The organism is bacterium SCSIO 12643 (assembly GCA_024398135.1).
Taxonomy (GTDB): Bacteria; Bacteroidota; Bacteroidia; order Flavobacteriales_G; family Salibacteraceae; genus CAJXZP01.
The window spans coordinates 1,303,268-1,317,971 of sequence record CP073750.1; the positions used below are offsets into that span (position 1 = coordinate 1,303,268).

Genomic DNA, 14,704 nt, shown 5'->3' on the forward strand with positions numbered 1-14,704 from the left:
CATATCACCAACAAACACCAACTAAATAATTGTATAACAAACTAAAACAACACTATGCAACGCAAAGACGCCCCTTTTGCATTGCTCTACGTGATTATATTGTTGTTTGCCCCAATTAACGTTAACGCTCAGGTTAATGCTAATTTTTCTTCAGTTCAAACCATTGGATGCAGTCCTTTAATGGTTGAATTTAACGATCTCTCCACAGGCTCGAACATTATCTATAGAAAATGGGAATTTGGAAATGGCAATATGTCCATTGGAAATAATACCCATCCTTACGTGATCTATAATTCTTCCGGATTTTATAGTGTTACACTTACCGTTTCAGATGGAATCGATACCTCTACTGTTACCAAGACCAACCTCATCCATGTTACACCTCCCCCAACAGCCGCCATATCACTTCCGGTAAATCATGGTTGTGTTCCTGTTACTCTGAGTCCTCAAGATATTTCAACCGCATCGGTAGCTCCTATTGTTTCATGGGAATGGGATTTTGATGATGGTGCTTTATTGGACTCCAACCAAAATGCAGTTCACACGTATCAAGTTAAAGGAAATTATTCCATTTCATTAAAAGTCACCGATTCACTGGGCTGCTCAGATTACACGATAATCTCACATCCCTTTAAAGTTTATAAGCCAAAATCGAGATTTTCTTCAATTGGTTCTCGATTCGCATGCAGTCCGCCCTTAAACGTAAACTTATCCAGCCAACCCATTGGCACCAGCCCTTTTACTTATTCATGGACCGTCAACAACCAAAATTTCACTTCTTCTCAATTAGCGACTGCAATTCATCAATCCGGAAACTATGATGTTGAACTTATAGTCACTGATTCAATAGGATGTAAAGACACACTAAACATCAACAACTACCTTAGAATTGGAAATAGCTCTACTTCTATAAATGCACCAGATACAACCTGTAGAAATACCCTAGAGAACTTTATCGCTGTTGGCCCAACAAACTCTTACTATACATGGGACTATGGAGATGGAAATACCGGGACAGGTATTTCTACCTCTCATAGTTATGCTTATCCGGGTACATTCACCATAACTCTCGTTGCTAATAATCCTGGAGGTTGTTCTGATACTGTAACTCAAAATATTGTTGTAGAAACTGTTTCTGCCGATTTCACTTCTTCACCGCATTATTCTTGTCAACAACCAATGATGGTCAACTTTCAGGATCAATCCACCGGAAATATTACGCAATGGGAATGGAACTTTGGAGCTCATAATGGGACATCTACCAGTCAAAACCCAACCCATCAAATCAATCACCCTGGCATCTACAATGATACATTGACTGTTACAACTGCTTTTGGATGTCAAAGTACTGTGGTCAAATTAGCCAATGACTCTTTGATTGTAAATCAGGCCAATTTTACGCCTAGTATTACCGAAGGTTGTGCTCCGCTCACCGTACAATTTCAAAATACCACTCCAGCTTTGTTATCCCTTCAAAGTGTATTCTGGGATTTTGATTTTGGATCTGTTTCTTCTACTACAAACACACAAATGTCGCCAACGCATGTTTTTACTATACCTGGAGTTTACAAGGTAAAGCTAACCGCGATTACGTATTCAGGATGTCAAACGAGTATTATTAAGACCATTAGAGTTGGAAGTCCTCAAAATGCTGCTTTCGCATTAGATACGAATTTAGCTTGTGGTTCGGAATCTATTCAATGTATCAACAACTCTACAGATACTAATCTCATTAACTATTACTCCTGGAATTTTGGGGACGGATCCTTTGAGTATCAACCACAACCACAGCATATTTTTAAGGACACAGGTTATTTAAACATTTCACTTATTGTGGGCTACAATGGGTGTTATGATACTGCATCTATCGATTCAGCAATTTATATTAAATCACCAATAACAGATTTTAGCTATAACGTAGATTGTACACAACCCAATAATGTGGCCTTCTCACCTTCAACTTTGGGGGGTACAAGTTTTTATTGGGATTTCGATGATAACTCACCAATTGATTCAACCAGTTGGAATCATACTCATGTATTTCCGAATATCGATGGTGATTACGATGTATCTATTTTAGCGAAGGACTCTACCACAAGTTGTCAATACAAATACACTAAAAAAGTACGTATTCGTTACCTTCAAGGACAATTATCCAGTACTGATTCCATCACATGTTTAAATGACTCCGTCTTATTCTCAACCAGCGGCTCCAACAATATTTTTGGTTCCATTGACTGGTCTTTAAACAATTTCTCAAATCTTGCTTCTGGTATTGGCGCTCATAAATTCAGAATCAACCAACGTGGAAATAATACGATTTATGCTATAATCAAAGATTTAAACGGTTGTAGAGATACATTAGCAACCCATGTAAAAGCTTTTAAACCGATCGCAAGAATGAATGTGGATACGATGCTGGGATGTGCACCTTTTTCTGTTCAGTTTTCGGATTCCTCATCAAGTGACACCAATATCATTTCTTATTTGTGGAACTTTGGGGATGGGACGAATTCTTCTCAAAAGAATTTTAATCATGTGTATACACAGCAGCAAGCCACATCATATGATGTCAGCTTAACTGTAACTGATACTTTCGGTTGCTCTCATTCGGTTAAACGATATGACTATATCGCAACGACTCTACCTCCTGCATTTTTTAATTCTACCGACTTAGATATTTGTGCACGAGATACAGCAAATTTCATAGATATTCCGAATGGGAATTATACTTATGCCTGGGATTTTGGAGACAGTTCAAGCAGTACTATTCAAACTCCTTCGCATGCTTACCAAACCGATGGACAATATTCTATCTCTCTTTCCGTAGCAGATTCCAATGGCTGTATCAATACATTCACCAGACCATCATTTATTACGGTTAGACCTATTCCAAGCCCACAATTCGCGTCTGATAAACAATCTACTTCTTGTTACCCTTCCAGTATTATATTCAATAATACTTCAAACATAGCCACTTCATGGGAATGGAATTTTGGAGATACAACCGGTACGAGAATCACAAGTTCCGGCATGGCACAGCATCTATACCATCAACCTGGAGTTTATGATATTACTTTAAAGGTAACTTCAGACTATGGTTGTTCCGATTCTATTAACCTTGGACAACATATCAATATACAAGGGCCAACAGCTCAAATTGATCTTCAACCCAATACCGGATGTCTGAATAAGCAATTTAGCTTTAATGTGGCACAAATTAATCCGGCAGCCAATATCTTCACATGGGATTTTGGCGATGGTACAATCCAAACTTTAAATAATCAAAGTAGTGCGATTTATCACACCTACAATTACGCAACAAGTTACGACATAACTCTTTTGACTTCAGACTCTTTGGGGTTATGCGTTAAAACAGACCAGAGCACAGTACATGTGATCGAAATTAAAGCCGATTTTGACCTTTCTCACCAATTTGGATGTACTCCTGTAAATCTGAATCTCACTAACAAATCCGCTGGATATAACCAGCAAGCATGGTCTGTTGATGGAATCTTTAAATCATCTTCTAAAAATCCGAACCTGGATCTCACCCAACCTGGTATGCGTACAATTTCCCTAAAAGTTTGGAATGACTCGGTAAGCTGTATGGATTCCATTCAAAAACAAATCGAAGTATTTCCGTTACCTCATGTGAGCACCTATTCTGATACTTCTATTTGTTATGGTGATTCTTTGCAATTGTCTGTATCTGGAGCAAATTCATTTCAATGGTTCCCTTCCAATTTTTTAACCGCTACAAATATTCCAAACCCGATAACCACAACGACCCAAAACATGCAATATGTAGTTCAGGGAACGGACTCAAATAACTGCATTAATACAGATACCCTGGATATCCAAATTGTAACTCCTGCACAGATTTTATCTTTTCCAAAGGATACCATGATCTATGAAGGTCAAAGCTTTGCTTTGACCGTAAATGCAGATCAAAAACTAAACTATTTATGGACTTCCGATGAATATTTAAGTTGCGAAGATTGTAAAGACCCTTTTGTAGAACCGCAACAAAAAAGTGTGTACACCTTACACTACGAAGACCCTTTCCAATGTTTTAGCGGAGATACTTCGGTTACCGTTGACATTATTGATTTCAATGTCTATATACCCAACTCATTTACGCCAAATAATGACGGAGATAACGATGTCTTTATGCTCGCATCTGATGGTGTAGATCGCTTGATGTATATGTATATTTATGATTATTGGGGCAATTTAGTATATGAATCAAGAGAGTTGGATCAAGGATGGGATGGTACCTACAATGGTCAGACATTAAATGGTAATACTGCTTATGTATATAAAATAAAGGTTATTGGTTTTAGCGGTAAAACCGCAGAGTTTGTAGGAACAGTTAATTTAATCAGCAGATAACGATTTTCATCCCAAATAAAAACCCCCATACAAGTAATTGTATGGGGGTTTTTCCTTATTAATATATCGAATTATAAATTCAACTTCACAACGTTTTCACCTACCTGAAGCATATAAACTCCGTTTGATAAGTCAGATACATTGATTCTTTCTAAAGTATTTGAAAGAACAACTTGTTTCACAACAGTACCAGTAATGCTGTATAATACTGCAGTACCTTCTCCGTTTCCAACAACGATCTCATCATTTGATGTAAATGCGAAGAATTTTCCGCTATCTAAATCATTAATGCTTAATGGATACGCTTTTTGGATTGTAATCGTCTCAGTAGCCACACAAAACTCCGGGTTGATTGTATATAAACCAACTGAATCAGTTAAAACCACTGTATAATCGTTAGTTTCAACTGCATAAGTATTTGTTTCAGTAGCTGAAGCATCAACAGTCATATTACCATCACCGAAGTTGATTGCAGTAGTATTGTTATCTTGTAATAAACCAGTGAAAGTTAAATAAGAACTTCCCATTTGAGAAGCAGTAATATTGAAAGTTACTTCTTCATTTGGTCCTGATAATTTAGTCACACTAGGAATCACATTGTTCATAACATCATATTGGATCAATGGGTGAATTCTTGGTACAATTCCACCAATTTGAGCAGAAGCTCCAGGTCTTAACCAGTTACCACCTACTTCTAATGAAGTTGGGTATCCATCAAAACCTCCAGAAAGTACACCACCGGTCCATAAAGCAGTTGAATCAGTAGGAGACCCTGCTTCAACAGTGATTACGAAAGAATTGCTCAAGTTTGCTACACTAGAAAATGTAACCAGGTTATAAATATCACCTAAAGTTTGGCTATTCGTATCTACACTTACAGTTTGTGTTTCTAAAGCTGTTCCAGTTGGTAATGAATCTGCGCCAGCAGTATAAAGGCTTACAACAACCGATGAAGCTGAACCATCTGCTTTTCTACTATTCGCAAAGAATTCTAATCCATTTACGCCAACACTTTGACCTGCAGGTACCGGGAAAAATAATCCCATTCCTTTGATTGTAGTCATTGAATCTTGTAAAAGTACAGTTGCATAAGTCACCTGACCCGCACTGTTTAATGATCTGTATAATGCATAATCTACAGTATCCACACAACTTTGAGTACCTCTAGCTACATCTGCCGAAGCAGCATCTCTTGTAGCAATTACCTCTCCGGTCATCTGTTGTGGCTCAATTTTATAATCTAAGTTGTTTTGTGCAAAACTTGCACCTACAAGGCCAACCAAACCTATAGCTAATGTGTAAATTTTTCTCATGTGTATTTTGTTTAATACACGCGTAAACGGACACATTACCCTATTGGTTGGGTAGAATTTTAAGTCTTATGTTAAAAGGTCGTTAAAGCTTATCAGCGGATGATTTCAAGTAGGAAAATTTGACACGAAAATTTCATTGAAAATAAAAAAAGCCAATGGTTACCCATTGGCTTTTTTGTTCTATTTAATCGATTAATTAGTCGATTACAATTTCGTTGATTTTGTCTCCCTGACGAATATCATCAATTACATCTAAACCTTCTACTACTTTTCCAAAACAAGTATGTTGGCGATCTAAATGTGAAGTATTATTTCTACTATGACAAATGAAGAATTGCGAACCTCCGGTATTTCTACCTGCATGTGCCATAGATAAAACTCCTCTATCATGGTATTGATTATCGCCTGTTAATTCACAATCAATTTGATATCCAGGACCACCTACTCCTGTTCCTTCAGGACATCCTCCTTGAATTACAAAATCAGGAATAACACGGTGAAAATTTAATCCGTTGTAAAAACCATCTTTGGCTAGTTTCACAAAGTTGGCTACTGTATTTGGCGCATCATTATCGTAGAATTCTACTTTCATATCGCCCTTTTCAGTTTTAATAGTTCCAGTTGTCATACATTTATTTTTAGGCCGCCAAAAGTAATAAAGTTATAACAAGTATAAATCAAGGGAAATCAGCTGAACAAAAACTATTTAGAACTTTTTATCAGACTAATTCCTCCCAAAATCACAAACACAAATACCAATTGGATCATGTTAAATTCTTCTCCATCCAGGATTCCCCATAAGATGGCTATAATTGGAATTAAATAAGTAACCGAAGAAGCAAATAAAGCCGTGGTATGTTTAATCAGCATATTGAATACCAACACTGCTATTGCTGTTCCTACAACCGCAAGAATAGCAATATAGCCAAAGCTTTCTATACCACCTGGTTTCTGAATATTCGATACAAAATCAGAAATTCCAAATAAATAGATTCCCGCCAATGGACCAATCATGGCAAACGACCAGGCAGTAACCGCAACAGGATTAATATTTTGAAGGTAAGTTTTAATGATATTTACATTAATCCCATACGAGGCCGAAGCAATGATCGGGAGTATCATGAATATCGTAAAACTCTGCGCAACTTTATGTTCTGCCGAGAAATAAATCAGCCCTACAGCCCCAATTAAACCCAGGCTTACTCCGATCATACTGATCCGTCTTACTTTTTGCTTAAAAAAGAAAACTGCAATTATCAGAGTAAATAAGGGAGTCAAAGAATTTAATATTCCACTTAATGAACTACTGATCTCGGTTTGAGCCGTAACAAATAAAAAGTACGGTAATGCACTTCCGAAAATCCCCACGGCAAAAAACCACCATCTATTGCTCGGCTTTAATGCTGAAAAATGTTGAATCGTACTGGGCAATAAAACCGCAAATACCAAAAACATCCTCAAAGCCGCAATTTCATCAGCCGGAAATACTTCTAAACCACGTTTCATTAAAATAAACGAACTCCCCCAAATAATAGAGAGAAAAGCCAGTGTGGCAATTTGAACCGGCCGAGATTTAAAATTGATTCTTTGCATTGGCGGCAAATGTACTCCGAATTCTAAGTTTGCCTCTGATTTTCCAAATTAAAAAAAGCAATTTCCCCCATAGGAAAAACTATGCGTCTGAAAGGTGTTAGGTAAAAAGATAGCGATGCACTTTTTCATTATCTGCCCGCCAAATCACGTTATCAATAAAATAGTGATGAATATTGATAAACACAGAGAACAAAAACAAAAACAGGCCTTGTCCAAAAAGATCATGATTATATGGAATCGTAACATCCATTACGCGCGGTAATGCCTCGAAGAAAACAACTCCTGTTAGCACAGCAAATGCGATATAAGCCACCACCCATTTAGCCACATGATTTTTATTTTCAATTTGCGCTGTGATCTCGTTCTTTTTTAGCGCGATCACAAAGGTGAAATACTGAATAGAATGGAAAAACGGCACCGCTAGATTATACACCGGGTCATACAAGATAGGAAGAAACCAGGCATAAATAGACAAGAAACTAATAATGGAAATGAATGGAGGCCATTCTTTAGTTTTCAAAATTCTTCGAAGCATCAATAGGCCAAAAACCATTAATGTCACTGCCGTAACTCCATATGAGATGTAAATACTATACTTTGGAAAATTCAGCGACTCATATGGAATTCCCCAATATTCCAAACCGGAATTTTCACCAATATTAAATGACAAAAATGACGTAATCCATAAAGCATACATATTCACTTTTAGAGCCCATCTTTCCCAATGGCTATAAAAGTATTTCTTCATACTCGAGGTCACCATCACTGCGCCATAGGCCTGCTTGGTATAATGCCACCCCACAATGACAAACATAAACTCCACGAAATAGGCCAACATATCTGGACTTTGCTCCACCATGGACCAAATGATATACAATAGAAGCAAAACTGGGACAACAATCCCCGCCCAGATAAACCGATAATCTTTGAGCAAAAGATGTCTGTAATCACTATATAAAAGTTGATATGATACGGTAAAGTGGGGATAATTAACTACAAAAGCAACAATGTATAGCGAAATGCCAACTTGGTCCGATAACCCGGCATCATTTGAAATAAAAAAAAGAAAAATGGGTAATATAACTACCGATAATCCCCCAATAGTCAACCAATCTATTTTCGAAGAAAGAAGATATGAATGACGTAAAGATTGTTTCATATTATTCCTTTAAGTCCTCCGGAATTTCGCATACCGGAATTGGATTCATTTTATGTTGATTGGCCTTCCAACGACTGAAATATATCTCCCAAACTTCACGCTCTCTTTCTGACAAGAATTGAATTTGATCTAACGAATCTCCTAATGTTTCATGCTTTCGCATCGCTGCTTCCAACTCTGCGTAAGTCGCTCCGATTTGATCCTCATCTGTTCTGCCATCATCCCATAAACCATCGGTGGGTGGCGCTTCTAATATATTTTGATTAACGTTCAGATATTTTGCCAGAGCATAAACTTCGGTTTTAAACAAATCCGCAATGGGAGAAATATCCACTCCTCCATCTCCATATTTGGTAAAGAAACCTACTCCAAAATCTTCTACTTTATTTCCAGTACCAGCAACCAGTAATCCCTCAATCCCTGCCACAGCATATAATGCAGACATACGCAATCTGGCTCTGGAATTCCCGAGGGTTAAATTCTTGATTTCTTCCGAACGATTCAAATCAATATTTGATCTTAACTCAGCTAAAAATACATCATAGGTATCAGTCATGTTCAGTTCTAACGAAGAACAATTTGGATATTTTTCAACCAAAAAAGAAATGTGCTTCTTCCCTCTTGACACCTGAGATTCATCCTGATGAATCGGCATCTCCACCAAAATCGTTTTCTTGCCGGTTAACGCGCATAATGTACTGGTAAGAGCACTATCAATACCTCCTGATACTCCAATTACAAATCCATTGGTTCTTGAAGATTCCGTATAGTCTTTTAACCACCCAACGATATGATCTATGATCTTAGCGTACTCCATAATACTTAAAATACAATCGCTAAATTCAGTTCAATAAATTTTAACTTGGTAGATAAATCTTTATCCTCTTGCGCTTCGTTGTTTTCTACAATGGTATTTCCATTACCATCCACTGCATACGCTTTGCCTTTCATGATATTATTTAGACCATTGTGATAAGTGATTCCAATTCGGTAATAAGCATCACCTGATATATTTCTTTCGATTCCTGCACCAAAAATCATAGAAGTTCTAAACAAGTTAACGTCTCCCGAAACATCCTCTGTAACTGTTGCATTTGTCGTCCCGCTGTAACTTGTATTGTATTCTTTTTTGGCATTCACATTAAAACCTAACTCCGTTCCAAATAAACCATAGAAAATATTATATCCAATTTCATTGGTTTTAAGCCTAATCGCAAAAGGCACATCGATATACGTCAATTTATACGTTGACATATTTCTAGCTGCAATTACATTTCCATTACTATTCGTCACATAGGTAGGTTCTGATAATTTCCCTCCTAAATGATTCATCGTAAATCCTGACGCGAGACTATAATTATCGTCACCAAACAATCTAAAGTCCATGAGTAAACCATACTTAATTCCTGCTCTAGACCCCTCAGAACTATACCCGGTATTTGTTGGAGCCAACCAACTTGCAGATGGGGAAACTGTAAAAGCTAAACCTACTTTTTTATCTCCCTGGGCAATCGAATTTTGGTTGGCCACTAAAATTAATAAGCCTATAACATAAAATTTTAAATCTCGCATAACGTTACCTTATCCTGTTTTATAGATTTGCCAAATAAAGCGATAAAAGTAGGATATATTCCCAACCAATGAAGTATAAATTTTCATACATTTTCAATAGTCTATTGTTCCTTATCATTGGATTGAGTTCCTGCGAAGAGAACAAATTTGATGTGGATTTATCCGGTCAAACAACAAACATAAACTGGTTACATTTGGAAACGGATTTTACCGGTTTAGTGACTCATTCAAATTTTGAGTCTTATAATGATTCTCTCCTAAAAGTTTATGGTAGTTTTTATCGTCTATATGCCGGGAGAGTGATGAAATTTGGAAATGTTTCTACTCCTGTATTTAAAGAAAGAGCCGTCCGTTTTCTAATCCATAAAGACATTCATCAACTATACCGAACAGTTGATAGCAATTTCCATGATATCTCTGCTATCCAATCAGATGTAGAGAAAGCATTTAGCTATTATCAATATTATTTCCCGGAAAAAGAAATCCCTGTGGTAGTTAGTATGGTCACGGGTATTTCTAACAACATTGTAGTTACAGACTCTGTCTTAGGAGTCGGGTTGGACTTATACCTGGGAGACTCTAATAAAATCTATCAACTTGCCGGAATTCCGGAATACATCCGAAAAAAGTCGACTCCGGATTATATGGTTTATGATATGCTCCGTGGATGGGTTTTAAGTGAGTTTGAACCTGAAAACAAAAAAGACGAAGTCTTATCACAAATGGTAAATTTCGGAAAATCCATGTACTTTATGGATGCCTTATTCCCATTTGCTTCCGACCATTACAAGATCGGTTTTACCGCTAATGAAATTCAATGGTGTAAAGAAAATGAAGCCACCATTTGGGCAAAAATGATTGAGGAACAACAACTGTATAGTACAGATGTAAATGTCATTCGTGCACTTACCGGACCCGGTCCTTTTTCTCCGGGTTTCCCAAAGGAATCTCCTGCACAAATAGGGTACTGGATGGGATGGCAAATCGTGAGAAAATATATGGATGAACATCCTGAAACAACAATAGAAGAACTAATGAAAATGGAAGACGCACAAAGCTTGTTGCGTCAATCTAAATACAAACCGAGATAATGAAAAAATCAGAAATAAAAATTGAGGTCTCTTTAGATGAGAATCACATTCCGGAACAAATAGATTGGTCTGCTACCGATAGCCAAAATAATGGTTCGGTAAGTGCTTCATTTCTGTCTGTTTGGGATCCAGAGTCGCAGAGCGCTTTGCGTATTGACCTTTGGACCAAAGAATTTACCGTAGACGAAATGAAGATGTTTACTTATCAAAACATCATGACCATGGCCGATACTTTTGAAAAAGCCACAGGCTTAAGAGAAGAAGCTGAAGACATGAGAGATTTTGGAAGATATATGGGAGAAACTCTTGGTGTAGTTCAAAAACCAAAAAGTCCGGATTCTTTACCGGATCCAAAATAATCAATACTTTATGAAAACTGTCTTAGTCACCGGAGGTACGGGTTTAATTGGCAAACATCTTTGCCATTTTTTAAAACAATCCGGGTACCATGTGGCCATACTAAGTCAGATTAAGCATAACAAGTCAGAATTTCCTGTTTTTTACTGGAACTGGAAAAAACAGGAAATTGATGAAACCGCTTTACAAAATAGTGATTACATCATACATCTCGCGGGAGCAAATATTGCCGGTCAAAGATGGTCGGATAGTCGCAAAAAACTTATACTGGATTCCAGAGTTCAATCGACCTTGTTCTTACAGAAAAAGATCAAAGAATTGAACTTGAGTCCTTCTGCTTTTATTTCCGCTTCTGCGGTTGGATATTATGGGATGATTACCGATTCACATATCTATAAAGAATCTGATTCTCCCGCTGATGATTTTCTTGGAGATGTATGTGCTAAATGGGAAAATGCGGCAACACAAGTTTACGATCCGCGCATTCGAACAGTCCAACTTCGAACCGGAATCGTACTAACCTCAAAAGGTGGTGCACTTCAAAAAATGACTCAACCCATTCAAGCCGGAATAGGCTCTCCACTAGGCTCGGGAAAGCAATTCATCCCCTGGATTCACATTGATGATCTGTGTCAAATGTATTTGGATGCCATCCAAAATACACATCTACATGGTGCGTATAATGCAAGCGCACCCGAACATCATACCAACAGATCATTTACCAAAACAATTGCCCAAAAACTCAACAGACCAATCTGGCTCCCTCCGGTGCCTGCATTTGTATTAAAAATGATATTTGGCGATATGGCCAAACTACTTTTATATGGCAGCCGGGCTTCTTCTGAAAAAATAAAATCTACTGGTTTTTCCTTTAAATATCCAGAATTAAAGGCTGCCCTTGACGACCTGTTAAGCTAAATTCAGTAGAACGATAAAATATAAAAAAAATTAAATTTTAGCCCTAACATCTATCATTTATCTGACCCTGTCAAGGTCATCAAATGCCGTATGAATATTTTCTAGTTTTATACTTTAAAATTTTTAATAAAACACTAGAAACTAGTTTTCTAAGATATTCATATAAAATTATACGGTGATGAAAGTATTTGATGAAAAACACATTAAAAATCTGGTATTACTTGGAAGCTCGAAATCCGGCAAGACAACTCTTGCAGAGACCATGTTGTTTGAAGCCGGATTAATTTCTCGTAGAGGTACGATTGAAGATAAAAATACAGTTTCGGATTACCACGAAATTGAAAAGGAAAGACAAAGTTCTGTATTTGCCACACCATTGCATACTGAATGGAGAAATTATAAGATTAACATTATAGACACTCCGGGATTAGATGATTTCGTAGGTGAGGTAGTCGCATCCCTTCGCGTAGCTAACACCAGTTTAATGCTGATCAATGCACAACATGGAGTTGAAGTCGGTACAGATCTCATCTGGAATCATGTTTCGCATTATAACAAACCTCTCATTTTTGCAATCAACCAATTGGACCACGAAAAAGCGGATTTCGAAATGTCTTTAGAGTCTCTAAAAGAACATTATGGAAATGCTGTAACTCAGATGCAATATCCTATTGATGAAGGAAATGGATTCCATCAAATAGTGGATTTACTAAAGATGAAACTTTACAAGTTTGGTCCGGATGGAGGAAAACCCGAAAAATTAGAAATTCCGGAATCTGAACTGGATAAAGCGAACAAACTACATAATGAACTGGTTGAAAAAGCTGCTGAAAATGATGAAGCTTTAATGGAACTTTATTTTGAAAAAGGGAATCTATCTGAGGATGAGTTGAGAGAAGGTTTAAAACTCGGCATGCGTAATCATGATGTCTTCCCGGTATTCTGCTTGTCCGCCAAAAAAGATATGGGTTCAGGACGTTTAATGGGCTTTATTGATAATGTGGCGCCATCCGCCATTGATATGCACCCTGAGCAAACAGATGACGGACATGAAATACAATACAAATTAGACGGCCCTCCGGTACTTTTTATTTTTAAAACTCTTATCGAACCTAATTTGGGTAAGATCTCATTCTTTAAAGTGATCTCAGGTTCTGTGAAACAAGGAGACCACCTAATCAATCATACAACAGGCGAAAACGAACATCTGAACCAACTTTATATCATGGATGGTCACGAGCGTCATGCAGTAGATCAATTGGTGGTAGGGGATATCGGAGCCACCTTAAAATTAAAGAATTCTGATACCAACCATACTTTAAGTTCTAAAAATGATAATGTTGGTCTGAAGCCTATTAATTTCCCGGCACCAAGAATCAGAACGGCTGTAGTAGCCAATACGCGTAAGGATGATGAAAAAATTGGTGAGGTCCTCAAAAAGTTATCTCAAGAAGACCCTACTGTTATTTATGATCAATCTGTAGAACTGAAACAATTGATCATCCATTGTCAGGGAGAACTCCATCTATCAGTGATCAAATGGAACATGGAAAATATCTATGGCATGGATATCCGATTCGAAGATCCCAAAATTCCGTATCGCGAAACCATCCAAAAAAGTGCAACTGCTTATTACAAGCATAAAAAACAATCAGGTGGCTCCGGTCAATTTGCTGAAGTACATATGGAAATTGAACCATGGTATGAAGGTATGGAAAAACCAACACATCATCCGGTAAGAGGTGAGGAACTGGTGGATCTCCCATGGGGTGGAAAATTACATTTTGTAAAATCTATTGTGGGAGGTGTAATTGATGCTCGATTCTTACCAGCAATTCAGAAAGGGATTATGGAAAAAATGGAAGAAGGTCCAATTACCGGTTCTTATGTTCGTGACGTTCGCGTTATCGTATATGATGGTAAAATGCACTCTGTAGACTCAAATGAAATCTCTTTCAAGATCGCAGGTTCACATGCTTTTCAGGATGCTTTCAGAGATGCTGCTCCTAAAATTTTAGAACCAATCTATAAAGTAACGGTAACAGCTCCGGAAGATGTGGTTGGGGAAGTAATGACTGATTTACAAAGTAGACGTGCAATCATAATGGGAATTGAGTCCAAAGGGAAAAATCAAATTATTCAATCTCATGTGCCTTTGGCTGAATTAAATAAATACAGTACTGCATTAAGATCGCTCACTCATGGTATGGCCAGTTTTACAAGTACATTCTTAGAATATGCCCCAGTACCAGGTGATGAACAAAAGAAGTTAGCTGAGAAATTTATGGAACACGCATAAATTTAAA

At 37.4% G+C, this 14,704-nt stretch carries 11 protein-coding genes; 5 read left to right on the forward strand and 6 right to left on the reverse strand.

Going from position 1 to position 14,704, the window contains the following annotated elements; genetic code table 11:
• Positions 1-54: 54 nt before the first annotated feature.
• Positions 55-4,395, forward strand: a complete 4,341-nt coding sequence (locus tag KFE94_05700) for a PKD domain-containing protein (GenBank protein ID UTW67603.1) — start codon at positions 55-57, stop codon at positions 4,393-4,395.
• Positions 4,396-4,466: 71 nt separating this feature from the next.
• Here the strand turns inward: KFE94_05700 and KFE94_05705 are convergent, their stop codons facing one another.
• The 6 genes from KFE94_05705 to KFE94_05730 form a co-directional block, all read right to left on the reverse strand.
• On the reverse strand, positions 4,467-5,708 hold the full coding sequence (locus KFE94_05705; protein UTW67604.1) for a T9SS type A sorting domain-containing protein: 1,242 nt from the start codon (positions 5,706-5,708) through the stop codon (positions 4,467-4,469).
• A 196-nt stretch (positions 5,709-5,904) separates the two neighbouring features.
• Entirely contained in the window at positions 5,905-6,336 is a 432-nt protein-coding gene (locus KFE94_05710) for a peptidylprolyl isomerase (protein ID UTW67605.1), read from the reverse strand.
• A gap of 74 nt (positions 6,337-6,410) precedes the next feature.
• Positions 6,411-7,301 (reverse strand): DMT family transporter, encoded by an 891-nt coding sequence (locus KFE94_05715; protein UTW67606.1) that lies wholly within the window; start codon positions 7,299-7,301, stop codon positions 6,411-6,413.
• 97 nt (positions 7,302-7,398) lie between these two features.
• On the reverse strand, positions 7,399-8,460 hold the full coding sequence (locus KFE94_05720; GenBank protein ID UTW67607.1) for a hypothetical protein: 1,062 nt from the start codon (positions 8,458-8,460) through the stop codon (positions 7,399-7,401).
• Position 8,461: 1 nt separating this feature from the next.
• Positions 8,462-9,277 carry an NAD(+) synthase gene (gene nadE, locus KFE94_05725; GenBank protein ID UTW67608.1) on the reverse strand — a complete coding sequence of 272 codons (816 nt, stop codon included), beginning with the start codon at positions 9,275-9,277 and terminating at the stop codon, positions 8,462-8,464.
• A gap of 5 nt (positions 9,278-9,282) precedes the next feature.
• Positions 9,283-10,032, reverse strand: a complete 750-nt coding sequence (locus KFE94_05730) for a PorT family protein (GenBank protein ID UTW67609.1) — start codon at positions 10,030-10,032, stop codon at positions 9,283-9,285.
• Positions 10,033-10,100: 68 nt separating this feature from the next.
• Between KFE94_05730 and KFE94_05735 the strand changes: the two genes are divergently transcribed.
• The 4 genes from KFE94_05735 (at position 10,101) to KFE94_05750 (ending at position 14,697) form a co-directional block, all read left to right on the forward strand.
• Entirely contained in the window at positions 10,101-11,123 is a 1,023-nt protein-coding gene (locus KFE94_05735) for a hypothetical protein (GenBank protein UTW67610.1), read from the forward strand.
• Complete coding sequence (gene gldC, locus KFE94_05740) at positions 11,123-11,482, forward strand: gliding motility protein GldC (protein ID UTW67611.1); 360 nt, start codon at positions 11,123-11,125, stop codon at positions 11,480-11,482. The genes KFE94_05735 and gldC overlap by 1 nt, the downstream gene beginning before the upstream one ends.
• Positions 11,483-11,492: 10 nt before the next feature.
• Positions 11,493-12,398, forward strand: coding sequence for a TIGR01777 family oxidoreductase (locus tag KFE94_05745; protein UTW67612.1), 906 nt, complete (start codon positions 11,493-11,495; stop codon positions 12,396-12,398).
• 178 nt (positions 12,399-12,576) lie between these two features.
• Entirely contained in the window at positions 12,577-14,697 is a 2,121-nt protein-coding gene (locus tag KFE94_05750) for an elongation factor G (GenBank protein UTW67613.1), read from the forward strand.
• Positions 14,698-14,704 lie beyond the last annotated feature (7 nt).